Origin of the sequence: Glaciecola sp. MF2-115, assembly GCF_047250385.1 — a bacterium.
In the GTDB taxonomy this organism is placed as follows: domain Bacteria; phylum Pseudomonadota; class Gammaproteobacteria; order Enterobacterales; family Alteromonadaceae; genus Glaciecola.
In genome coordinates this window covers 36,009-60,266 of record NZ_JBLBVM010000040.1, presented here as the reverse complement: position 1 = coordinate 60,266, position 24,258 = coordinate 36,009, and the positions used below count along the sequence as shown (strand labels likewise).

The 24,258-nt window shown below is 41.2% G+C and carries 23 protein-coding genes; 8 read left to right on the top strand and 15 right to left on the bottom strand.

From position 1 onward, the window contains the following. Positions 1-117 precede the first annotated feature (117 nt). Positions 118-978 (top strand): PA4780 family RIO1-like protein kinase, encoded by an 861-nt coding sequence (locus tag ACKLNX_RS03965; protein ID WP_411694436.1) that lies wholly within the window; start codon positions 118-120, stop codon positions 976-978. Positions 979-1,028: 50 nt separating this feature from the next. Here the strand turns inward: ACKLNX_RS03965 and ACKLNX_RS03960 are convergent, their stop codons facing one another. Beyond that, on the bottom strand, positions 1,029-1,982 hold the full coding sequence (locus ACKLNX_RS03960) for an exopolyphosphatase (RefSeq protein ID WP_411694435.1): 954 nt from the start codon (positions 1,980-1,982) through the stop codon (positions 1,029-1,031). Between the two features lie 247 nt (positions 1,983-2,229). Between ACKLNX_RS03960 and ACKLNX_RS03955 the strand changes: the two genes are divergently transcribed. Then, entirely contained in the window at positions 2,230-2,925 is a 696-nt protein-coding gene (locus ACKLNX_RS03955; RefSeq protein WP_412971311.1) for a GDSL-type esterase/lipase family protein, read from the top strand. 163 nt (positions 2,926-3,088) lie between these two features. Beyond that, entirely contained in the window at positions 3,089-5,548 is a 2,460-nt protein-coding gene (locus ACKLNX_RS03950; RefSeq protein ID WP_412971310.1) for an EAL domain-containing protein, read from the top strand. A 108-nt stretch (positions 5,549-5,656) separates the two neighbouring features. On the opposite strand, the gene ACKLNX_RS03945 is transcribed toward ACKLNX_RS03950, so the two are convergent. Both ACKLNX_RS03945 and ACKLNX_RS03940 read right to left on the bottom strand, forming a co-directional pair. Continuing rightward, complete coding sequence (locus ACKLNX_RS03945) at positions 5,657-6,121, bottom strand: YciI family protein (protein WP_412971309.1); 465 nt, start codon at positions 6,119-6,121, stop codon at positions 5,657-5,659. Between the two features lie 35 nt (positions 6,122-6,156). Beyond that, positions 6,157-8,151 carry a methyl-accepting chemotaxis protein gene (locus tag ACKLNX_RS03940; protein ID WP_412971308.1) on the bottom strand — a complete coding sequence of 665 codons (1,995 nt, stop codon included), beginning with the start codon at positions 8,149-8,151 and terminating at the stop codon, positions 6,157-6,159. 238 nt (positions 8,152-8,389) lie between these two features. On the opposite strand from ACKLNX_RS03940, the gene ACKLNX_RS03935 reads away from it, so the two are divergent. The 3 genes from ACKLNX_RS03935 to ACKLNX_RS03925 all read left to right on the top strand — a co-directional run bounded on the left by ACKLNX_RS03935 (position 8,390) and on the right by ACKLNX_RS03925 (position 11,434). Continuing rightward, a complete protein-coding gene (locus ACKLNX_RS03935; RefSeq protein ID WP_412971307.1) occupies positions 8,390-9,121 on the top strand; it encodes a MauE/DoxX family redox-associated membrane protein in 732 nt (243 codons plus the stop codon). A 213-nt stretch (positions 9,122-9,334) separates the two neighbouring features. Continuing rightward, positions 9,335-9,910 carry a pesticin C-terminus-like muramidase gene (locus tag ACKLNX_RS03930; protein WP_411694429.1) on the top strand — a complete coding sequence of 192 codons (576 nt, stop codon included), beginning with the start codon at positions 9,335-9,337 and terminating at the stop codon, positions 9,908-9,910. An 84-nt stretch (positions 9,911-9,994) separates the two neighbouring features. Further along, positions 9,995-11,434 carry a lipase family protein gene (locus tag ACKLNX_RS03925; protein ID WP_412971306.1) on the top strand — a complete coding sequence of 480 codons (1,440 nt, stop codon included), beginning with the start codon at positions 9,995-9,997 and terminating at the stop codon, positions 11,432-11,434. Between the two features lie 16 nt (positions 11,435-11,450). On the opposite strand, the gene ACKLNX_RS03920 is transcribed toward ACKLNX_RS03925, so the two are convergent. From ACKLNX_RS03920 to ACKLNX_RS03885, 8 genes are all read right to left on the bottom strand, one after another. Next, entirely contained in the window at positions 11,451-12,092 is a 642-nt protein-coding gene (locus tag ACKLNX_RS03920; protein WP_412971305.1) for a DNA-J related domain-containing protein, read from the bottom strand. A 12-nt stretch (positions 12,093-12,104) separates the two neighbouring features. Then, positions 12,105-13,091: an MDR family oxidoreductase gene (locus ACKLNX_RS03915; protein WP_412971304.1), complete on the bottom strand. Its 987-nt coding sequence runs from the start codon at positions 13,089-13,091 to the stop codon at positions 12,105-12,107. A gap of 252 nt (positions 13,092-13,343) precedes the next feature. Next, positions 13,344-14,039 carry an ATP-binding cassette domain-containing protein gene (locus ACKLNX_RS03910; RefSeq protein ID WP_412971303.1) on the bottom strand — a complete coding sequence of 232 codons (696 nt, stop codon included), beginning with the start codon at positions 14,037-14,039 and terminating at the stop codon, positions 13,344-13,346. A gap of 1 nt (position 14,040) precedes the next feature. Next, complete coding sequence (locus ACKLNX_RS03905) at positions 14,041-15,225, bottom strand: FtsX-like permease family protein (protein ID WP_412971302.1); 1,185 nt, start codon at positions 15,223-15,225, stop codon at positions 14,041-14,043. Then, complete coding sequence (locus ACKLNX_RS03900; RefSeq protein WP_412971301.1) at positions 15,218-16,468, bottom strand: efflux RND transporter periplasmic adaptor subunit; 1,251 nt, start codon at positions 16,466-16,468, stop codon at positions 15,218-15,220. The genes ACKLNX_RS03905 and ACKLNX_RS03900 overlap by 8 nt, the downstream gene beginning before the upstream one ends. Positions 16,469-16,606: 138 nt before the next feature. Beyond that, a complete protein-coding gene (locus ACKLNX_RS03895) occupies positions 16,607-17,389 on the bottom strand; it encodes a hypothetical protein (RefSeq protein ID WP_412971300.1) in 783 nt (260 codons plus the stop codon). A gap of 84 nt (positions 17,390-17,473) precedes the next feature. After that, complete coding sequence (locus ACKLNX_RS03890) at positions 17,474-17,905, bottom strand: OsmC family protein (protein ID WP_412971299.1); 432 nt, start codon at positions 17,903-17,905, stop codon at positions 17,474-17,476. A gap of 46 nt (positions 17,906-17,951) precedes the next feature. Further along, complete coding sequence (locus tag ACKLNX_RS03885) at positions 17,952-18,299, bottom strand: rhodanese-like domain-containing protein (protein ID WP_412971298.1); 348 nt, start codon at positions 18,297-18,299, stop codon at positions 17,952-17,954. Positions 18,300-18,498: 199 nt separating this feature from the next. On the opposite strand from ACKLNX_RS03885, the gene ACKLNX_RS03880 reads away from it, so the two are divergent. After that, complete coding sequence (locus ACKLNX_RS03880) at positions 18,499-18,792, top strand: ArsR/SmtB family transcription factor (RefSeq protein ID WP_412971297.1); 294 nt, start codon at positions 18,499-18,501, stop codon at positions 18,790-18,792. Positions 18,793-18,931: 139 nt separating this feature from the next. Here ACKLNX_RS03880 and ACKLNX_RS03875 read toward each other — a convergent pair whose 3' ends face one another. After that, on the bottom strand, positions 18,932-19,834 hold the full coding sequence (locus tag ACKLNX_RS03875) for a porin (RefSeq protein WP_412971296.1): 903 nt from the start codon (positions 19,832-19,834) through the stop codon (positions 18,932-18,934). Positions 19,835-20,301: 467 nt separating this feature from the next. Between ACKLNX_RS03875 and ACKLNX_RS03870 the strand changes: the two genes are divergently transcribed. Beyond that, the gene (locus ACKLNX_RS03870; RefSeq protein ID WP_412971295.1) at positions 20,302-21,117 is read left to right on the top strand and encodes a DUF4198 domain-containing protein; all 816 of its coding nucleotides are present in this window, start codon (positions 20,302-20,304) and stop codon (positions 21,115-21,117) included. A 209-nt stretch (positions 21,118-21,326) separates the two neighbouring features. On the opposite strand, the gene phoU is transcribed toward ACKLNX_RS03870, so the two are convergent. The 3 genes from phoU to pstA all read right to left on the bottom strand — a co-directional run bounded on the left by phoU (position 21,327) and on the right by pstA (position 24,256). After that, positions 21,327-22,043, bottom strand: coding sequence for a phosphate signaling complex protein PhoU (gene phoU / locus ACKLNX_RS03865; protein ID WP_412971294.1), 717 nt, complete (start codon positions 22,041-22,043; stop codon positions 21,327-21,329). Between the two features lie 17 nt (positions 22,044-22,060). Beyond that, a complete protein-coding gene (gene pstB, locus ACKLNX_RS03860; RefSeq protein WP_412971327.1) occupies positions 22,061-22,846 on the bottom strand; it encodes a phosphate ABC transporter ATP-binding protein PstB in 786 nt (261 codons plus the stop codon). Between the two features lie 102 nt (positions 22,847-22,948). Continuing rightward, positions 22,949-24,256: a phosphate ABC transporter permease PstA gene (gene pstA, locus ACKLNX_RS03855; protein ID WP_412971293.1), complete on the bottom strand. Its 1,308-nt coding sequence runs from the start codon at positions 24,254-24,256 to the stop codon at positions 22,949-22,951. Between the last annotated feature and the right edge of the window lie 2 nt (positions 24,257-24,258).

The following is a 24,258-nucleotide window of genomic DNA, read 5'->3' as shown; positions in this document are numbered from 1 at the left end:
GAATAAAACGGTCTTTCGAAGAATTTCTCTAAGAAAGACCGTCTTTAATAAGCCCTCTACAAAAGAATATATTGATAATATATTTAAAAACAGCCGCGAGTGCTGTATAAACGCCCCATGAAGATTCCAAAACGTTTACAGCCTCTTGTTGAAGATGGCCTTATTGATGATGTCCTTTATCAACTGATGAGTGGCAAAGAGGCAACAGTGTTCGCCGTCACTAGCCAAGGTGAAATTTGTTGCGCCAAAGTCTATAAAGAAGCCATGAAGCGTAGCTTTAAAAAAGCGGCGCAATATCAAGAAGGTAGAAAGGTAAAAAACAGCCGTAGAGCAAGAGCCATGGAGAAAGGTTCTAGCTTTGGCAGAAAGCAACTTGAAGATGCTTGGCAAAACGCAGAAGTAGATGCCCTATTTACATTATCTAAAGCCGGTGTAAGGGTACCGCAACCCTTTGGTTGTTACGATGGTGTTCTATTAATGGAACTCGTCACTGATGACGAAGGAAACGTTGCGCCGCGCCTCAATGACGTGTCGATGTCATCAGAACAAGCCATAGAAGATCACACACAAGTTATGCACTACGTAAAGCTTATGCTTTGTGCCGGCATTGTGCACGGTGACTTATCTGAATTTAACGTTTTAGTTGACGATTACGGCCCTGTCATTATCGATCTGCCACAAGCAGTCAACGCCGCTGCCAACAATAACGCTTTCAGCATGCTTCAACGTGATGTACGCAACATGACTGACTACTACTCGGAATTCGCACCAGAGTTGCAAGATAGCCATTACGCAGAAGAAATGTGGGCACTATTTGAAGCGGGTAAGTTGACGCCAGAAACAGAGTTGAGCGGTTACTTTGAATTTGATGAAAGTGAAGCAGACGTTGATACTGTTCTTGAAGAAATTAAAGCTGCTTTTGAAGAAGAACAAGAAAGGCTTGAACGAATAAGTGACGCAAATAGCGAATCTGAATAGAAGGTTGGCGCTGAAATTTAATTAACAGAAGCACCAACCTCTAAAGTTACTTAACCATCAGCAGTAATTTTACTGATAAGAGCTTCACGTGTTTCATGACAAGTATCATTATCCACCTGACAAGTACCTGCCGCCATATGACCACCACCACCAAACTGCAAGCACAATTCTCCAACATTAGTTTTAGAGCTTCTGTCTAGGATAGACTTACCAATGGCAAATACAGTATTTTGCTTTTGGAAGCCCCACATTTGATGAATAGAAATATTACATTGAGGGAATAAGGCATAAATCATGAAACGATTTCCCGCATAAATAATCTCCTGCTCACGCAAATCTAACAAGACTAGATTGTCATAAACAGTTGCGCATTCAGTAACTTGTTGTTTGAATTTTTCCGCTTGCTCAAAGTACAAGTCGACACGTTCTTGCACATCTGGCAAAGCAATGATTTCTTCAATTGTATGATTACGGCAATAATCGATAAGTTCCATCATCAACTGATAGTTTGAAATACGGAATTCTCTGAAGCGCCCCAAACCTGTGCGGCTATCCATGAGGTAATTGAGCAGGACCCAACCTTCAGGATTCAAGATCTCATCTTTATTGAACTGAGCAGCATCGGCCTTATCAACCGCTTCCATCATATCGTCCCATTCTGCTGGAAATACGTCACGACCGCCATAGTAGTCGTAAACAACCCGAGCTGCCGATGGTGCTTTAGGGTCAATGATATGATTTTCCTGCGTATTATTTCCACTTCGACTCATCTCACTTAAGTGATGGTCAAATGCTAAGAAACAACCCGGAACGTAAGGCAAGTTAGTCGTAATGTCATTCTGCGTAATATCGATAATGCCATCTTGCATATCTTTTGGATGCACAAATTTAATGTCATCGATTAATTTAAGTTCTTTTAACAAAACAGCACACACTAAACCGTCGAAGTCACTGCGTGTGACTAATCTATATTTGTTTTCTGCTGATGAGGGCTTTGTAGGCAAAGCTATTCTCCTAAAATGACGTTAATTACTATGTTCAAAATTATGGCGTAGAATGCAGTTTTATTGGTGAATGTTGGGTATTGGCGAGTATACGACAGTGTCGTATTCGATATCTCAAATGTGACACAAACTTTAGTGTGGATTAGATACTCATGCCATGCAAAAGGCTTAGCAATTGCCCTTTGCTTGCGTTTCGACTTGCTTTATCCTGAGTGTCGATTCAACTTAATTACGACTATTCGAACACGTGACTGATAACTCAACGCAAAAACCTTTGTCGTGCATACCAACTCAACGCTTGGAAGAGTGGTGGCTGCAACGCCATACAGACAAGTTGGCTGAAAAAGCCAATACAGAACTAAACAATACAGAAAAAAAAATCACAAAAAGAACCTTCGATTTAGTTTTTATTGGCGATTCCATTGTTCACGCTTGGGAGCTTGAAGGAGAAGCCGCGCATAACAGTTACTTAAGCGATCTTAACACGCTCAATTTGGGCTTTGCTGGTGATCGTACTGAGCATGTTCTTTGGCGCATTGAACAGGGTGAAATTGATAATATTCAGGCTAAGTATGTCATTCTTCTCATTGGCACAAACAATGCCGGACACCGTCATGATAAGCCTGCAGAGATAGCCGCTGGCGTTCAGAGCATAATCAAGAGCATTCAAAAGAAACTCCCAAATAGCACCATCATCTTAACTGCTATTTTCCCGCGGAGCAGAAACAGAAATAAGCGAATGCGCAAAGCCGTGGAAGCCAGTAACGGCATTATTCAAAGCTTTGCGAATAACAATTCCGTCCTTTGGTTTGACATTAATGAGCGCTTTCTAGATGAGGATGGTGTGCTTTACGAATCTGTGATGCCCGACTTGCTGCATCCCAATGCGGAACAGTATGAGATTTGGGCAAGGGAACTAGTCAGTTTTGTTAACATTAACTGAGACAACAAAAGTAAACGATTTTATGCCTTGATTTAGCCAATTTCTTAATCTAACATGCCTTAAATTGTAGACTTTAGTCTATGGGTTGCTAGAGTTTATTTCACTAGCATAGACAAACAGGCGGCAATCAATGTTGTTGCTCTTAATGGAGTAGTCTAGCAGTATGATATCCAATCTTGAATATCAAGAATTCACCATATTGGCAGTTGATGATGCAAGCATATTTCTTGATATTATTGAGGATGCCGTTTCTCACCTAGGTAAATTTATTCGAGCTGAAGATGGTGAATCTGCGTTAGTCAAAGCTAGAGAATTCCGACCAGACATAATCCTGTTAGATATTGAGCTTCCAGATATTAATGGATTGGAAGTGGCGAAACGACTCAAATCAAATCCTGCCACAAGTGCTTCTAGTATTATTTTTATTACCGCTCACAGTGAATTTGATAATGAGCTAAAGGCTTTTTTGGAAGGCGGTGTCGATTTTGTCTCTAAACCCATTAACAGACAGTTAATCCAAGCGCGAGTCAGAACCCATTTATCACTAATAAACAAAACCAGACAGCTACGCAAAGCCCATGATGAGCTCGCGAACTTTGTAGCAAAACTAAATATATTCATCTCTTACTGGAGTCACGACTTAATCAATATCCACAATAATGATGTTGACGGAAAGTGGTTTAATAAATCTTCAGAGCAAATTTTTGGGCAATCGCTACTGTCGCTCTTTTCAGAAAGTGAAGGCAAAGCATTCCAAGAATCAATTGAGCAATGTCGAAAGGAAAAAAAGTCGAATTTTGAGTTTTCCTTTACCTCTTATCAAAAACAGACAAAGAACATCCAAGTGACTCTCGTTGATGAGCAAGCATTTGAAGACCAATCTGGCTTCTTAATCATCATGTCAGAAGTTCATGCTCCAATCGCTGAGGTAGATTCTTGGGAACTAGAAAAGCACAAACTCACTACATCATTAACGGCTGTTGCCGATGGAGTAATCACTACAGACACATTAGGAAATATAACCTACGCTAATGTCGCGGCAGGTCAGCTAATTGGGCAAAATCCTGAAGCTTTGCTGTCACAACCAATAAACAGTGTGATGAGCTTAATTGATCGCAATACGAATGAAGAAATTGTGAACCCAGTTAATTATGCCTTATCCGAGCGCAGTAAAGTTGCCTTATCTCCCGATTCTCTTCTACTGAGTACCGATGGTCAGAAATATGAAATTGAAGAATTAGCGTCACCCATATTTGATGATACAAACCAACTAATAGGCTGTGTTCTTGTCTTTCGAGACGTGACAAAGAAGAATCAAGATCAGCGCAAAATCCTTCATCTTTCACATCATGATACCTTAACTAATTTGCCCAACAGAGCATTGTTGTTAGATCGCACGGAACAAGCAATTAAAGAAGCCAAAAGGGACGATCACAAGGTTGCCATGTTGATGCTCAACATTGACCACTTTCAACTGGTGAACAACAAGTATGGCTATGCTGTTGGCGACCAAGTGCTAGCTAAAATTGCAGGTATTTTGCAAACACTTCTAAGAGACTACGATACGATAAGCCGTCAAGGTGGTGATGAGTTTGTGATTATTTTACCGATGATTTCCGAGGTAAAAGACATCGGTGAATTTTGCTCTCGAATGAAATCGGAATTTGCGCGCAAATGGCAAGACACTGGCTATGACTTCAATTTAACCATGAGCATTGGTGTATCCTCATTCCCTAATGATTGTGACGATGTACATCAGCTGTTTCGCAGGGCTCATGCAGCAATGCATGAAGCTAAAAGGTCTGGAAGAGATGCCGTTCGCTTCTTCTCTAAGGAAATTGAGGCCAAAATAAAATGGCAACAACATGAGATTATAAAACTTAAAAACGCCATTGAGAATGAAGAAATAACCTTGTTTTATCAACCTAAAGTACAGAGTGACACTCTAGAGATATTGGGTTTTGAGGCGCTTGCCCGCTGGCCACAAGAGGATGGCAGTATTATCTTCCCTGATCATTTTATTCCTCTTGCAGAAGAAACAGGTTTAATAGTGCCATTAGGCGAATATCTGCTCAAGCAAGCGAGCATGCAATTGCTTGAGTGGCAAAAACTACATCCAAAACTCAAAGTTGCAGTCAATGTATCAGCTGTGCAGTTTACAATTGATTTTGTCAGCACAGTAAAGCAAGTTTTGTCCGAAACGGGTATTGAACCTTCCTCACTTGAACTAGAAATTACTGAGTCAGTCTTATTGAATGACGTTAATTCATTGGAAACGTTCAACGAACTGAAGAAACTGGGCGTCAAAATATCGATTGACGATTTCGGCACGGGTTACTCTAGCCTGTCTTACATTAAAAAATATATGCTTGATGTATTAAAGATTGATCAATCGTTTGTTCGAAACATGCTCAATGACAAAGTAGACATTACGATAATTCGCACCATCATAACACTTGCCCAGAGTTTACAAATTGACTTGGTTGCCGAGGGGGTTGAAAGTCAAGAACATGCTGACCAGCTAAACAAACTGGGTTGCAAGACTCTTCAAGGCTATCATTTTGGTCGCCCGATTTCAGCGGCAGAGACATCAAAGAAATTAGCCATATCCTGCTTTATCTGACTTTATTGCATAAACCTATCATGCAAGATTGAGCGACATCAGCATTGCTGCTACTCTGCAACAATGCCTAATTTGTCAAAAGCTCAAATCCTAAAGTTAAACAACAGTTTATGGTTTGATTTTCCACACTTTATCAGAAGCTTCAAGATAGCTTGAAATAGCCGCTGAACCATACCATTCAACAAGTTCTGCCTCTAAATAGTCTTCACTAATTGCAGGATCACTTGCTAAAAGATTACTCGCTTCTTCCAAGGTTTTTACATCCAATATAAAGAGTCCTCGAAAGTCCTTATCGTTTTTCCCAAAAGGACCCGCAACAATCAACTTTCCCTGTTCAACCAAACGATGGATATTCTTCATATGTCCGGAAAAAGCCTTATTCATCGCCTCTTTGTCTTCCGATTTATTGCTTCCAGATTTGAGGATTACGAATATATAGCTTTTCATGCCGTAATCATCTGCACCATACTTCTCGGCTAGTTTGGGATCGTAATTGGGGTTTGCCGATTGAGCGAAGGAATGCTCAGAAAAAAGCAAAAACGTTAGTACCATTACAATTATTGTGACTTTCATAAATCTGGACCCTATTCTATTTTTCAGCTTGTTCGCTATATTTTAAAGTGTCTTAACACTTCGGCTAAAGATTCGGACAGGGATTGTAATTTACCAATACTCATCTCAACTTGTTTAATATCTGCTACTGACTCATCAGCTAGTTCATTGACCGTCATAACATTTTTTGCTACCTCTGTAGCTATCGCAGCTTGCTGGCTATTGGCGGTAGCAATGCCCTGCATTCGTTTTTGTATATCGTCAATATGCTCAGTAGCATCGGTTAAAACTACTTCTAGTTTTTGAACTTGTGCCTCACCATCTTCTGCTTTCTGGTTACTGGCCTGCATAGAACCGCTTGCCTGACGAGCAGCGCTTTGCAAGGTAGTAATAATGTCCAGAATATCCTGAGTTGATTTAGACGTACGATTAGCCAGAGTGCGAACTTCGTCTGCGACCACCGCAAAACCACGCCCCTGTTCACCTGCCCTCGCGGCTTCAATGGCGGCGTTTAACGCCAACAAGTTTGTTTGCTCAGCAATATTGCTAATAACGTCTAGCACTTGGCCAATTTTGTCTGTTTCTCCCTCTAACTGCACAACGACTGAAGCGGCATCATCTATTTGTTTTGATAACTCGCCAATGCTTGTGACTGCAGAATGCAGAACTTGGCTGCCTAAATCCATATTGGCTTTAGCTGTATCAGCCATATTCATAGCTTCGGAAGTGCTTTTGGCCACTTCTTGGCTGGTGTGTGCCATCTCTTGACTCGCGATAGCCACAGATTCTATCTGCTGCCTTTCTTTGTTTACTACACTACGAGTGTCTTCGGTTGCGATAAACACATCCTTGGCTGCCTGCGATACTTCTTGATTTATCTCTACCGTGTTACGCACTAAGGTTTGGATTTTTTGCATTATGCCGTTAAATTCTTCTGCTAATTGGCCAATTTCATCTTGACGATCCACCTCAATGCGTTTGGTAAGGTCACCTTCGCCGTGGGAAATATCTTTCATAGCATTAAGCATAAAGTGTATCGGTTTCATTACCGGAGCAACAATCAATACCACCACAACGGCAATGGCGAAAAGCATTAATAACAGTGTCAGGCCTGTCGTCCACATAGCTTCTGTAACAGGAGTATTTACAATGGTTTGAGGGACCATAAAACCAAGTTTCCAATTCATGCTAGGGTATTCACTGGCCACTTCTTGGTAAATCAACTGATAGGGTTCGCCTTTCCAAGTCACTAAAGCATTACCCTGTGCTTTATTGCTTAATTCGTTCTTCAACTGAACGAAGCCCTCACTATTTTTAAAATGACGCTCTATCTCTTGAATTTCACTACCTGGCGGAAATGCCTCATTAAAACCAGGAAAATATACCAACACACCTTCATCTGTGACTAAAAAAGCATGCCCAACGTTTTGATAGTTAATTTTGCCGAGTAATTCACCAAGAGTAGTGATAAGGATATCCATCCCACCAATACCAATAAAGCGCTCGTTATGGTACACAGTTGTTTTTACTGTCGTTGAAATAGAGCCATCATTTGCGTCTACGGCTGGGTTCGTAACATACAAACGATTTTTACCTTTGGCTTCTTCCCACCAAGGACGCTTATTGGTGTAATAGTTTGGATCGCCGTCATAGCGACCATCTAAATCAAAATATTCAAAGGTATTAGACGAGCCAAAAAACACACTTTTAATAGCCGCGTCTTGCTCAGAAAAATATTTAAAGTACGAAGTAAGGTCTTGATACTGCGGGTTTTGACTGATTTTACTGCCACGTTCTTTGTAGTCTGTAAACCAATCAAGTACGAGTGGATTAGCAAATACGCTATGAATTACTTGCCCTTTGGCTTCAAAAAAACCTCTGACTTGAGCCGCTTCTAGCTGAACTAGCGCCGTTATATCTCTATCTACTCGAGCCTGGGTTTCTTGTTTAACTTCATTAATCTGCCACAAACCATACAAGCTAAATAAGATAGCCAAACTGCTGATTACACCCAATAACAGTCGGGCGCGTAAGGAGTGCTTATACCACATAGAGAACATTCCACCTTCTAATTTTAAGGCACTTAGAATAACTATCTTTATTAGTAAGTGTAAAGGCTTAGAATCTAGGAACAGAGTCACTCATCAAGAATGTTGAAAATAAAGTTAATGTAACTATCATTTAATGAGTAGTATTTCTAAGCAAATCTTAACCTTCGAACAAAGAAAAGTTTTTTCTGGAATGTAATAAGTTCAAGTTTACTAGCTAAAAGCTATATGGGAGAGAAGGATGAAGAAATCAGCTCAATTATACAGAATGGCAACTGATGATCATATTTGTCCATTTGGGTTGAAGTCGAAAGATCTATTGGAACGAGAGGGCTTTACTGTAGATGATCAACTCCTCACCTCACGTGCAGAAACAGATAAATTCAAGGAAAAACATAGCATTGAAACCACCCCACAAACGTTTATTGATGATAAGCGAATTGGTGGTTATGACGATTTACGTGATTATTTTAATAAGCCTCAAGCCGCTCAAGAAGGCACTACTTACACACCAATAATTGCAATTTTTAGTGTCACTTTTTTACTCAGCATCGCGTTCGCCTTAACGAGTTCCCAGCAACTGCTTTCAATGCATACTGTAGAATTATTTGTCGCCTTAACTATGGCAGTGCTTGCGATTCAAAAGCTACAAGACTTGTTCACTTTTTCGAACTCATTTATTACCTACGATCTCGTTGCAATGAAAAATGTCAGGTACGCCTACGTCTACCCGTTTTTAGAAGCCTATGTCGGTATTGCAATGATCGCTAACTTACCTGCTTACAGCGTTGCCCCTATTTCATTGTTTATCGGTTCAGTTGGTGCGATATCTGTGATCAAAGCGGTTTACATCGACAATCGAGAGTTAAAATGCGCATGTGTTGGTGGCGACAGCAACGTTCCTTTAGGTTTTATATCGCTGACAGAAAATCTATTTATGATCGCCGCTGGTATCTGGATGTTTATTAAATAAAACGAAAAAGTGAAACAGCTAGAAAGCTAGCTTAGATCCTTCGATCAATGAAATGAATTTTTTATCGCTAGTACTTTGCGTAAAACGCTGAAAAAACTACAACAATTTACTCTTGACATGTAAATCAACAAAACAAGAAACTTATTTTGTTGGCATTGTCTATTTTTTGTGCAATTCTTATAAGAATCTATTTCTTTATGGAATCGACACAAAATGTCAAGGAACGAGTTTACAAACAGTAAAGCCGATATAGATTTTTCTTTCATCCATCGCTTAGAAGGTGGCAGTTTAACGCGAGGCTATGTGCCTGACGTTAGAAATAGTAAAAGCGGAGTCACCATCGGCGCAGGATTTGATCTGGGTGCTCGCAATGCTAGCGACCTCGAAAAACTAGGCTTGGATAGCAATCTGATTGCAAAATTATATCCATACCTTGGTCTCCAACGTCACGACGCCGCAAATTATTTACGTCAACATCCTTTAGAAATTTCCCAAGAACAAGCTGCTTTTATCGATGTAAAAGTAAAACAGCGGGTGATCGACGGCCTCATTCGCAAATACGATCAAATGAGCCCAGTTGAATTCTGCAGTATTCCGGGTTGCTGGCAAACCGTCATCGCTTCCGTCGAATTTCAGTACGGAAGCGTAAAAACAAAATGTCCCACTTTTTGGCGGCTAGTTACTGGTCAATCTTGGTCTGAAGCTTTACATGAACTTAGAAATTTTGGCGATCGCTACGCAACTAGAAGAAATCAAGAAGCTGATTTTGTTGAATCTTCAATGCGGTAAGAAAGCAATAGGTGTGCAGTCTAGGTTAGATAGTACTTTAGCGATTATATGCATTATGTTTAGCGCGAGAAAAAGGAAAGGCTTATGTCTACAAGTTACTTCAAATCAGTCGGTGAGCAGGAGGACGCTCTCAAGATATTAGGGCTAAGCCTACCAACATATCGACAAGCATATAGCGATAGGACCGCTTGGGTGATGGCGGTGATGTCTGAAGTTGTATATGTGAAATTCAACCCACTGTTCGAGGTAGTTCCAAATAACGACGCAGAAAAAAAATTCAAGTCAGAGTATATCAAGAAATATCTAATCGAAGCATTTTCAAAAATGGAAAAAAATGACGGTTTCGGTTTGCTTGATATGCTCAGAGACAAACTTTCACACAATCCCGAAAAAGCAAGAGAGATATTGGATGCTCAGCTTAGCGAATTGGAGTTTAAAGTTATCGATACTTTCGATTGTGAAGGCTCTCAAGCGATGTTGGTCGAGCATAAAGACTACTTAGTATTAGCTTTCAGGGGCACAGAGACTGACAGCCTAACTGACATAAAAGCCGATGCACGCGCAAATATTATAAAATGCGAAACCCAAGGCATGATCCACCAAGGCTTTTATAAAGCGTACAATTTAATTCGCAAAGACATAGAAATGGCTATCGATAAACCAGAGTTAAACGAGAAGCCTTTGTATATTACTGGCCACAGTTTAGGTGGAGCACTAGCCACCGTTGCTACTAAGTTTACTTATCACAAAGGTGGTTTAGCCGCTTGTTATACTTTCGGCTCTCCACGCGTCGGCAACGATGACTGGATTAATAATATTAAAACGCCTATCCACCGTTTAGTAAACGCTGCCGACTGCGTCACAATGCTGCCTCCAGGTGATGTCATGGTATCTTTATCCACCTTTTTGTTTAAATTCATTCCCGGGCCAGGTTATCGCATTGCCACTTGGCTAAAAAATAAGTTTGGTGGCTATATTCATGCAGGAAACATGCGCTACCTTACTAATTGCCAACCGGGTGATTTTGATGACGTAAAAGTGCTGTATACCGTTAGTTTTTTGTATCGAATGAAAGCCCTACTTTATAAGTCACTCCCATGGACATCTTTACTTTCAGACCATTCAATTTCTGTTTACAGTAAAAAATTGATGATCATTGCGTTTAAGCGTAATCGTAAGAAAATGGATGAAAATGATGCTACAGCTCAATTGAATCCATCACCGAAACCTGAAAAGGCACTGAATAAACCTGCGACGGCTGGTAACGTAAAAACAGGGAGTAAGTCGAACACGGTTGCCAAAGCGTCTGCGACCGAAAAGAAACCGGCTGCATCGAAAAGCACTAAAGCTAAATCAACAACGAAAAAGCCTGCAGTGACGAAAAAAGCGAGTACAGCCAAAACCCCTGCTACAAAAAAGGCAAGCACGACTAAAAAAGCCACAACAGCAGCCAAAGCAAAAGGCGATTCGCAAGCGGCTAAAAAAGATGAAGTGAAACCTGAAGATAAAAAAGCGCCAGAGTAAGCAAAGGCTTTTCTAACTAAATTATTTGACTCGACAAGTGTTTATATAATGCTGTGTAGGCTTGCAGAACAAGTTGTGAGCTTTCTACGCTACCTCCTTTGTCAGGGTGGTTGGCATGCTGAAGCTTCCGATAATGTTGTTTGAGCTGTGGCAAAGTTAAGCCCTCAAGCGTCTCAAGTTGCATATTCGACAACGCTTCATTCAAAGCTTCGCCTGAGAGCTGATGATTAACATCTATTCCCGCCATTTTTTGCCAAAAGCTACCTAACAATTGATCAACACCAGCTTGGTCGGTGCTCGTCATATTGTTCCAATCAAGGTAGTAGTCTGCCAATGTATCGGAGGTTTGTAATGCTGCATCAAAACTGACACTCGGGAGTAACTTGATTTGAGTCGCAGCAATATCTAACTCACCTACTTTCTGCTCCCGCCACTCATTGCGTAAACGATATAAACTGTGGAACAAAACGAAATGAGTTTGGAAGAGCATGAGAGAGTCACGCAGTGCATCTTCATCAAACAGTGAGTAAGGAGGCTGCTTGAGTAGTGTAATAATCTCGAATTCGCTGATCCCTTCAACGAATCGAGATTGAAATGAACTCAGAACTTCCTGCAACAAAGCCTGAATACCATCGTAGTTGCTTTGACGATTGCTCATCTAAACCCTAACTTAACTTTTATTTACATCAACAACGACTCGGCCTCTTACACTGCCGTTAAGCAACTTGCCTGCAGTCTCAATTACATCTTCAAGGCCAATATACGTGGAAATGTCGGCAAAGTCTTCTGGTGTAAGAATAGCGGCTAAGCGCTCCCATGCCTCAACTCTGTCCTCAAGTGGGCGCATAACGCTGTCTATGCCCTTCAGAGTCACTCCGCGCAGTATAAAAGGCGCAACACTACCCGGAAAGTCCATGCCCTGTGCAAGACCACAAGCCGCAACGGTACCGCCGTACTTCGTACTTGCGCAGATATTTGCCAAGGTATGACTGCCAACAGAATCAACGGCTCCAGCCCAGCGCTCTCGCACCATCGGTTTACCTGGTTCTGACAAGGTCTTGCGATCAATTACCTCACTCGCACCCAGTTTACTTAAATAATCACTCTCATTTAAACGACCCGTCGAAGCGACAACTGTATAACCCAGTTTCGATAAGATGCTAATGGCAAAACTTCCTACACCACCATTGGCACCCGTGACAAGTACTTCACCCGATTCAGGTTTAACACCCGCTTTCTCAAGAGCAATAACGCAAAGCATCGCAGTATATCCAGCAGTGCCAATTGCCATCGCATTTTGTGGGCTCATACCTTTAGGAAGATTGATCAGCCATTCACTTTTCAAGCGAGCTTTTTGAGCTAAGCCACCACAGTGTGTTTCCCCAACACCAAAACCATTGAGCAAAACGACATCACCGACTGAAAATTTCGCTGCACTCGACTGACTAACCGTACCGACCAAATCGATACCGGGAACCATTGGGAAACGACGCACAACAGGACTTTTCCCTGTAATGGCAAGCCCATCTTTATAATTTAGAGTACTAAACATGACATCAATATCCACATCACCTTCAGGCAATACGTCTTCATTAATGTCTTGCAAAGCGACTGAATACTTATCGTCAGTTTTGTTGATCAGAATACCTTTGAACATAAGTTCTCCTCATAGCTAATTTGATAGCCTGTGAATTAGGGTTGCCACAATTTTAAAATGCGCGTGGGACCGAACTTAGGTTACATTGTAATTATCGGAAAAACGACAGTTGCTGTGCTCAAAAGCCACGAAAAAGCTAAGACTTTAGTAGATTCTGCACGCTTGACTGCGTATATACTTGAATAATTGAGCAAAATGGGTGGTCTAAAGTTGCTTTAGGCTGCCCAATCAATTTCCTTAGCAACCCTGCAGTTATGCATATTCATCACTAACTATCCTACCGTCTTCCATCGTAATAATTCTATCCGCAAAATCTAAAATGCGATTATCATGGGTCACCATCAGCGTTGTGGTATTTCGGTGTTCGCCTAAGGTTTTGAGAATTTCAACCACTTGTCTTCCAGATTCTTTATCAAGGGCTGCAGTTGGTTCATCTGCGAAGATCACCTGTGGATTAGCAACCATTGCCCTAGCAATTGCGACTCGCTGCTTTTGACCACCTGAAAGATTATTAATTAGGTAATCCACACGCTCCTCTAGACCTAGTGAGCTAAGGGCATGAATTGCAGCTTTGCGTTGTTTCTCTCTATTGCCGGCTCCATGAACTTGTAAACCCATTAGCACGTTCTCGAGGGCTGTTAAGCTTTCGTGCAGATTGTGAGCTTGAAAGATAAAGCCTAACTTTCTACGAATACTGATCTGATGCTCTTCATCTATCCCAAACAATTCTTGGCCTAATAGATTTACACTCCCTGTTTGTAAGGTACGTAAACAAGCCATGAGGGTTAGCAAGGTTGTTTTTCCAGAGCCTGAAGGGCCCATCAAAATAGTCAGGTCACCCGGCTGAATATCGAGGTTGATATCGAACAAAGCCTGTTTTTTGGCTTCGCCTTCACCAAACCAATAGTCTAGTTTTTTAACTGAGATAGAAGGAGAAATCGAATTCATATTAGAACAACTCCGCGGGGTCTGCTGCCTTCAGCCGACGAGTTGCAATAAAACCGGAAATCATGCAGGCGATAATTGTGCCAAATAACACGATTCCCATGCGTGACCAATCCATGCCCACAGGTAAGCCAGTCGCGATGGTCATCAGTTTATAAATAAGCATCGCAAACAAAAAGCCTGGAATAAAACCGATACTTCCTAATAAAACAGCTTGTTCTGTAATTACGCTGTAGAAGAATCTGTTCTTGTAGCCCATTGATTTGAATGTCGCGTATTCTTTCAAATGGTCAGCAACGTCAGTAGATAAAACTTGATACACAATAACTACACCAACTAACACACCGATAAACACACCAAAGCCGAAAATGACGCCTACAGGGCGCTTGGTCATTTGGTAGTTTACATCATCCTTAATGCGATCTTCTAAGGAGTGAATCTGAATATCATCGGCTTCTAAGTTTGCTCGTAACTGGCTAACAACACTATCAATTGCGTCTGCCGTCTTAAGCTTCGTTTTCACATTCAGTAAAATATGTGAAGGCGTTCCACCTTGCTGCTTTGGAAATAATCTTAGAAATGTTTGGTCTGATACAAAGATATTACCGTCAGCACCAAAACCGCTCCCGATAACTACCGTGCTAGCTAAGCTCAATCCAATATTATTAAGTTCGATGCGCTGCGTACTGCTTACTATCTCATTCAGGGTTTTCTTGTCCAATCCTCTCGTTTTACTATCGAGCAACATCGTATTTTGCAATGTAATCTGCCCCATAGTATCGCGTAAACTTGGCTCTATAAAAGGCATGGATTCCGGTGGGATGCCATAAACTTGCATACTGGCCGCATTGCCATTGGGTAAATTCCAACTAAGCAACCCGACATACACCGCAGTCGCCGATTCGATATTCTCATTCGATAAACTTTGATACATATAACGACGAGAAATGGACGAGCCGTCGGAAAGCGTATTTGCGTCACTCGCAGAAATTATGATATCTGCCTTGAATGGTTGATAGGTCATTCTGATACTCGTATCGAATGCGCCAATAATGCCTAACTGTACGAAGACGAGAACATTTGCGAATGCCACACCAAAAATGGCAGCTAACATTCGGGTTCTATTGTGACTCAACTGCAACCAGCCAATTGGAATTCGCCCTAAGATTTTGCTTAGTAACTTAGCCACTAGTTCGCAAACCTTGAATTGTAGCGGTTACTTCAAGACCATTAAGACTTGCAGCTTGTTTTGTAGATTCTTGATCGAGTGCCACATTAACAATCACTATGCGAGCATCTGTATTTGCTGCAGGAGAAGTAGCAATTAACTGTTGTTTTCTTACCTCTAAACCAATGCGGATTATTTTTCCGCTAAGCACAACATCACCCAAAGCATTTGATCGCATAGAAACCGGCGCACCCAATTGCAAATATTGCACATCCGATTGATATACCTCTAGTTTGGCTTGCATTTGGCTGGTATCACCAAAGGTCACAATACCATTGCCACTTGGGCGCTCACCCACTCTTGCGTGAACCGCAATAATAACGCCATCACTTGGCGCTCTCAGCGTCGCGCTCGCTAAATCTTGCTGCTTGGCATTTAGTTTTGCCTTTGCTGCTAATAAGTTACTACTGGCGAGTTTAACGTCTGCTTGAGAGTTAATATCGCTGTATTGATAATTTGCTAAATTTGCCTTTGCGCTGTCTAAACTGCGTGAAGTAGATTCTTCAATAGCAATTAACCTGTCCAGTTCAGATTGCGTGATAACACCACTTTTCTTTAGCTCTTTTCCTCGAACAAGGTCATTTTTAGCTTGATGATAATTTGCTTCAACACTTTCAACCTCTGCCATTGCTTTGAGTCGAGCATTGGTGATCGATGCTTTGATTTGCTCTAATTGAGCTTGTGCGACTTGAACATCCGCTTGTGAGTTTTCTAGCTCCGCTTGCAATTTACTATCATTATCCATTACCGCAATAACTTCGCTACGTTTAACATGATCACCTTCTTGCACGTTCAATTGTGCTATTCGAGCATCATTTGCGCCGTAAGGTGGCGCAAGAATGGAAACATCCTTAAGTGGTAACAAGGTACCCAAAGCCTTAACAGTGTTAATGCTAGAATCTGATTCCGGTATCGCTTCCTGTTGCTGAGAGACTGCGATGGGATGGCTGGTGCCGCCGCCAGGTGTTAAGCCTGTAACTTTCATAAAGAATTGTAAACCGGGTGGTTGAAAATAAAGCCCGACAAAGCCACCAGTAGCGAAAATACCAATCACTACGGGTATTAGCAGAAACTTGCGATTTAGTTTAAATTTGCTTTGTTTAAGGCGCGTATTATTCACGCCATTATCAAGCAAAGGTAGCTTCTCGTCCTCTACGTTTAGATCATTTGCTGCTTGGTGTTTATTATCTTTATCTTGTATCATGTGATGCTCTCTGAATGCTTCGAAAGAAGACTTAACGCAACTATACTTCAACCCTATTTTGAGACGTCTATTTAGCTAATTATCGAGCCCCTTTGCAGTTTCGCGTTGCGAAAAAAGGGCTTTCTGAAACTCTGCGTTCTAACTCTCAGGGCACGCTTTATACTGCTGCATCACTTCCGTTACAATTTGTGCATAGAGTGCTTGATCACTCTCACTCAAATTTAATTGTGCGTTGTAAGGCATCATATCTGCCAATTCTTCTGTAATAATTTCATAAAAGGCCATAGCCGTAAGCACATTACCCGCATAAGACGCATGGTTGCCATCAATTTGATACAAGGGCGCATCCGGCATAATAGCCAACAACCTGTCCCAAATTAATCCAATAGGAGCAACACAGCTTGGCTCCTTTGCACTAATCGCTAAATGAAGCTCATACACACGTCTACCTTCATAAGCATCTCCACGTTGAGGGTGCTCTGGAAATAAAATAGGCGTGATATCTAAGGTCTTCGCCGCCTTTATTATCCTCTGCGCCGCATCGGTTGGATAATCCACTTTGCCTGATTGCGAATACTTTTGCCCTTGAAAAATGGCGTGACTCCAGCTTTTCTCTTGCAGCTTTTCTACATTACCCGCGCGCTCAACGATGACATCCAAAAACGTACCGCTTACTGTTTTTGTTTCCACGCTGACATTCGGCAATTGACTTGTAATGAGAATTTCAAGCAAACTACCCAGTTGTGAACTATGGCTATTACCGTAAATAATAATTTGATAATTATCAGCGTCACTATTGTCAGGGATCTGAAGCGGTGTTCCTTTTTCTATCTCAATTGGAACCGCTTTTTTACTGCTGTCAGATCCACAACTTACTAGTATGAGTGCCATTGTCACTATAAGTAATAATTTTACTGGCATTCTAAGTCCTTTATTTTTATAGAATTTTAGCGTTTTAACGCAATCCTATAAGTAGAACATAATTCCATAAAAAAGTAAGCTTTATTACTTAGAGACTACGCATTCTAAAATCATCTCAGTTGACAATGAATTCGCTACTAAACAGCTTTTGTCGGCTTTGTGTAAAAGGCTTTCAGCGTTTTCAGCATCTTCATGCTCTGCTATCACTAGTTTTGCTGTTGTGACAACTTTAGTAAATTTGGTTTTACCTTCAACCCGATCTAGTGTCCCTTCTGAATGACATTCAATTGAAGTCCATTCTAATTTCGAGGCTCTAGCAATTGCTCTAAAAGACAAAATAAAACAACTTGAAATTGAAGACATGAACAAATCTTCTGGCGACCACTGGTCACCAGGCCCGCCAAATTGTGCTGGAGGAGCTACAGTTAGGTCATCGAGATTATTGATACTCACTACAAGGCTGTTGTCTGACTTACCAACTGCACTAACATTGTATTGATGAGGTAGTGATTGCATTCGGTTTTTCTCCTAAGGGGAAATAAAAGATTATGGCTTCGTAAAACTAACTTGTTACTTTCTTAATTGTATCTACATCGCAAGTGATTACACTCACATTGGTGTAGCCCAATCTTACAAGTTGTTCTGCCGATAGAGTTGCGCGGGCTGAGGTTGCGCAGTGTAAATAAATAGGTCGTGCCGGATCTTTCTCAATTTCCATTAGCTTCATTTCTAACAGGCCACGGGGAATATTAATTGCTCCTGGTGCGCCTTTAGCTTGGTGTTCGGCAGGCTCTCGCACATCAATCATTAAACCTTTGTTTTCATCTAGTTCACGTTGTGCTGATTCAGCACTAATGCGGCGTACATTCTTGCCAGCTTCTTGCAGTAACTCTGGGATCGTTTTTAACATTTGATATACCTCTAAAACTGTAGATGTAAGTTAAGTGGTGTAAAAACAGCACTTGAAGATAAGTTCTATGCTAGAAACATAGTCTATGACTCTAGCCATTTCAAACATACATTAGAAATTACTAATATTAGACAAATCTAATATATAAGTTACAATGTGTCAACAATAGTCACTATTATACAGCTTTGGAGAAACAAACGTGGATCTACATCAATTAGTTGCGAATGCGACCGAAGCAGAGACATTTTTGAAGGCGCTAGCGAATAAAAACCGTTTGATGATCCTTTGCAGCTTAATAGATAAAGAGAGCAGCGTATCGGAGTTGAACTTGCTTGTTCCGTTGGGCCAATCAGCTTTGTCGCAACATTTAGCAAGTTTGCGCAAGCATCAACTTGTTTCCACTCGGCGTGAAGCTCAATGCATTTATTATTCGGTCGAGGATGACAGGGTCAAGGCAGTGGTTAAGACTTTATATAAGTGTTTTTGTGCATAGATAAATAAGATATGACAGCTAAGCCCTATTGTGGACGATACTCAAACTACTGAATGAGTTAAACAACAATTATTGTCGTTAACACTTAAAAAAAAGGCCATGCAACGCATGGCCTATATAGGTATGTCTTTTGAAATAATTAGAATTTTTGTTCTAAGCCTATTGCTAAATAAGACTCGTCTTCATCCATATCAAAGTTAAACGTTGTGTAGTAAGCAAAGGCTGTAGTGTTTTTACCTAACTTACGATCTGCACCTAAGGTAAAGCCGCTGTCGTCTTCAATTGTTTGGAATTGGCCATTCAAGCTATAGTCGCCCACTTTATATTTAGCGCTTAACATGAAACCAGACTTATCTTCACCAGTTTCAACTTCTTCTTGTGATTGGTACATCGCACCAATAACCACGCCACTTATTTTTGTGCCGACGGTCAAACGAGTTACGTCGTAGCCTTTAACTTCATTGTCCATTGCAATAGCAGCGTAATATTCTGTCTTCTTCAAGCCTGAGTCGCCGTAAGTTAATGACATTGAAGTAGCTGAGTCGTCATTATCTTCATCAATTATGTAGCTCACACCAAATTGGAAATTGTTAATCTCTGGCGTTTTATAAGTGATACTGTCACTCATGCGGTTTTCACCACTCCATAATTTCTTAATATCGGCTTCTTGGTCTGAATAGATATCAAATTTACCTTGAGATTGCTTTAAGACCGTATCGTTGCGGCCAAGTATGACTTCACCAAAAGCGCCACGTAAACCAATATATTGGTTGCGAGACTTAATGTTTTGTTCACCTGACTCGTCAGTCACATCAACTTGAAATTCGTATTTGTATATAACGCTCAAGCCGCCATCTAGCTCGTATTCCCCTTTTACACCTAAACGAGAAGCATTGCTTTTAAGTTCTGTTTTAGACTCTGTGCCGTCATCTGAGTTTTGAACAGTAACGTTCACTTTACCGTAAAGCGTAGGATCAGCGGCAACCGGTGCTGCTACTGCAGAAATAATGGACGCAGCAACCAGTGATTTATACATTTTCATATCGATACCCATTTAGGAAGTTGATTGTTAAGTTTAAGCTATTGCTTTATTTAGCATATTAAACATTAATAATGTTACAGTTTTATTTCATTTTAAAATTAAAGAGACAAAATCATTAAAAGCAAAATCTTTTAGTTGCTGACTCAACAATAATTTCGACTTCATAAAAATCTCTCCAGTAATTTATTCTTATTTTTCGGCGACGTACTTGTATTTACGGACTGCCTAGTGTTCACAATACGTGAGTGTTTTCAAACATAGTATATTCGTTCTTGGGCACGATATTCGAGAATTATTATAGCAATGTGACAAAGGCCTTATTTTTCATTACCTACACTTTATTTCTCAAAAAGTGCATCCAATCTCTAAGCGCGCACGTTTGGCTATAAACCTTAGAATTATTTCCTAATTCTATAGCCTAAATTTATAGGCACCGGCACTAATAATCATAAAGACAAGGAGAGCGCATGCGCCCAACTATCAAACTATCGATTGGCTTACTAGCTTGTTTATCGGCTGCAAATGTATTTGCACACGACTTTTGGTTAAGTCCAACCCAATTTCAAAGCCCAGAAGCCCCCGTCACTATTCCCACCAAGTTTTTAGTTGGCCATGCTGAAGAAGTCGACTCTTGGAATTTGAACTGGGATCGTATCGTTGCTTTGCGCACATACGGTAACAATGAATACAACGACCAAATGCCGGGTATTGTGGCAAGTAACGTACTAAACGCAGGTTTTGCTAACGTTAAACTAAATACAAAAGGAACTCATGTTTTGGGTTTTGAAAGCTACCATAGCTTTAGTAGCTTAGCTGGGGAAAAGTTTAATAGCTATGCTGAAAAAGAGGGCTTAGCCTTAGTATTAGAACAACGTAAACGTTTGAATCAAGAACAAGACGATGGGCGAGAATTATATTCGAGAAAGGCCAAAGCGATTATCCAAGTAGGTGATGTGCATAGTAACAACGTGCTAAAACCGATCGGACACACCCTTGAAATAGTCCCTTTACAGCACCCTTATGCGAATACGACGAAAGATACGATACCTGTTCAAGTGCTATTCAGAGGAAAGCCGCTAGAAAATGCGCTGATCGACATGATGCCAATAAATGGTACTAAAGGATTAGAACAAGCGAGCAGAACTGACGGCAATGGTCAGGCAACATTCGACTTGGTTCGCCAAGGCACGTGGAAGCTAAATGTTATTTGGGCGGTTCCTAATCCTGGTAACCAACAAGCTAAATTTGAAACTTACTTTACGAGCTTAACCTTCGGCTATTAAAGCATTTTTAGCAGTTTTCGTGCAGAGCGTTTCATTAAAAATGAAAGCAAACTGTCATGCGCTTTTCGTTGCAGTCTATTAGAGTTTGACTATAAGCGCACAGAGTGTAGTGACGGTAAACAGGACAAGATAGTGGCGTTTAGCAGCAAACGAAAAGCGACTTGCCCTAGTTTTAAGGGCAAGACGAATGTTTAAAAAGAAGCTTGCTCTTACTTGCGTTCCAACTTACGTTCCATTTCACTTAAACTGCTATGACGAACATCTAAGCCACGCACAAGGAATATAATGTGCTCTGCGATATTACCGACATGATCACCAATTCGCTCCAAGGAGCGCAATGCCCAAATGATATTCATCGAACGAGTAATTGAACGCGGATCTTCCATCATATAAGTCACTATTTCGCGCATAGCCGATTTATATTCACGATCCACCTGCTTGTCAGCTTGAGCAACTTCTAAGGCTTTATTGGCATCTAAACGAGCGAAAGCATCTAAGACTGAATTAACCATTTCTTGAACTTGCTTACCCATGTGGCGAACTTCCTCATAGCCTCGTGGAGCAGAGCCCGACTCATTGAGTGAAATCGCCATTTTTGCAATCTTTTGTGACTCATCACCCATTCTTTCTAAATCTCGAGTCATCTTGGTCACAGTTAACACCAAACGCAAATCTGAAGCGGCAGGTTGACGACATGCAAGCACTTGCATGCAGCTTTCGTCCAAGGCTAGCTCTCGTGAATTCACGTCATCTTCGATACGAATCACTTTTTCAGCCAATTCGCTATCTGCGGTTTCAATTGCTTTTACCGAATCAATGACTTGCTGCTCTACCACGCCACCCATTTTCAGGACCTGACTTTTAAGCGCTTCGAGATCTGAATCGAACTGCTGTGATATATGTTTATCTAACTTTACTTTTTCCATTGCTAATTCCTCAATTCTTAACCGAAGCGACCAGTGATGTAAGCTTCAGTAAGCTCATGCTCAGGGTTGGTAAACACACGCTTGGTGTCATTAACTTCGATTAACTTACCCATATGAAAATACGCTGTTCTATTTGAGACCCTAGCAGCTTGCTGCATTGAGTGAGTCACAATGGCGATAGTGTAATTTTGGCTAAGCTCTGCGATAAGCTCTTCAATTTTAGCCGTCGCGATAGGATCCAAAGCGGAGCAAGGCTCATCCATTAAAATAACTTCTGGGCTTACCGCAATTGTTCGTGCGATACAAAGACGTTGTTGTTGACCACCAGATAAGCCAGTACCCGATGACATTAAGCGATCTTTAACTTCTTCCCACAATCCGGCTTTACGCAAGCTACCTTCAACAATTTCATCAAGGTCAGAACGACGTGAAGCTAATCCGTGAACTCTTGGCCCATAAGCAACATTGTCATAAATGGATTTAGGAAATGGATTCGGCTTTTGAAACACGATACCCACTCTTGCACGCAAGGGAACAACATCTTGGTTAGGATCATAGATATCTTGCCCTTCCAACCTAAATTCACCCGAGATTCTGCAAGATTCAATTGTGTCGTTCATGCGGTTGATGCAACGCAAGAATGTTGATTTTCCACAACCTGAAGGACCAATCATCGCCACAACTTCGTTTTTACCAATGTCTAAGCTGACGTCATGGATCGCTTGCTTATCGCCATAGAAAACATCAACATTGCGCATGGTCATTTTGGCATTATCTGAAAACGCCGTACCAACCGTTTTCATGTTTTTAACGTTTTGATTGATATCCGCTGCTTGATTAACGTCAGCAGGCTTATCGGTTTTTACTTTATCTTTAATAGCTGTTTGCACAATAGTTCTCCAACTTTACCAACGACGCTCAAGGCGTTTACGAAGCCAAATGGCCAATGTATTCATAGAAATAAGAAATGCTAGCAGCACCATGATTGCTGCAGAAGTGCGCTCGACAAAAGCACGTTCTGGACTGTCAGACCAAAGGAAGATCTGCACGGGTAATGCTGTAGCGGGATCAGTCACGCCGCCTGGAATATCAACAATAAAGGCAACCATACCAATCATTAACAAAGGAGCTGTCTCGCCAAGTGCCTGAGCAAAGCCAATGATGGCACCCGTAAGCATGCCAGGCATTGCCAAAGGCAATACATGATGCAATACCACCTGCATTTTCGACGCTCCCAAACCTAAAGCCGCATCACGAATGGATGGTGGCACAGACTTAATTGCAGCACGACTCGATATTATAATTGTCGGCAAGGTCATGAGTGTGAGCACTAAGCCACCAACCAAAGGTAAGGAGCGATGCATTTCAAAATAACCAATGAATATTGCCAAGCCCAGCAAACCAAATATGATGGAAGGAACAGCAGCTAGGTTATTGATATTCACTTCGATAAAATCGGTGAATCGGTTTTTAGGCGCATACTCTTCAAGATATACCGCTGCCGCAATACCAACAGGAAAAGAGAGCGCAATACACACGAGCAATGTAAATAGCGAGCCCATCATTGCCCCAAATATCCCTGCTTGTTCAGGTTCTCGTGAATCCCCTGAGGTAAAAAAAGTAGTGTTGAAACGCTTTTCTATTTGCTCATTGGCGATTAACGTATCAACCCAAGCAATTTGCTTGTCTTTCATACGCCCTGTAAATGCGTCTTCGTCACTGCGACTTTTATAGTAAGTATCAAAGTCATCATCCGCCAACAACCATACACCGACAGTCTGATTCAACAAGCTGGGATCATCTTCTAACTTTTGACGCAATGTAAAGCCTGCACCGTTACTAATTAATGAATACAAGCTGCGTTTATCGCTACGACTTTTAACATCGCTGAATTGCTTTAATAGTGACGCTCTAATGATACCGGTGTAATTAGCCGCAGCTAATTGATTGCCATCCTGTACGTCGGATATTTCCAATCGTTCCGCATCATAGTCAACTTCTAAATAAACATAGGTTTGTAAAAAAGCGGTGTGGCCTTTACTAATAATGTCGGTGAACAATAAGAGTAAGCAACTTAAGCCGAATATAATCGCCGCAATGCCATAGGCGCGAAAACGTTTTTCAGCCCGATAGCGCTTTTTCAAATTTTTGTTAACGAGGTCCAGCGTGCTTGGTTTGTTTGTCGTTTTTTCCACAATATTATTACTCATCATTA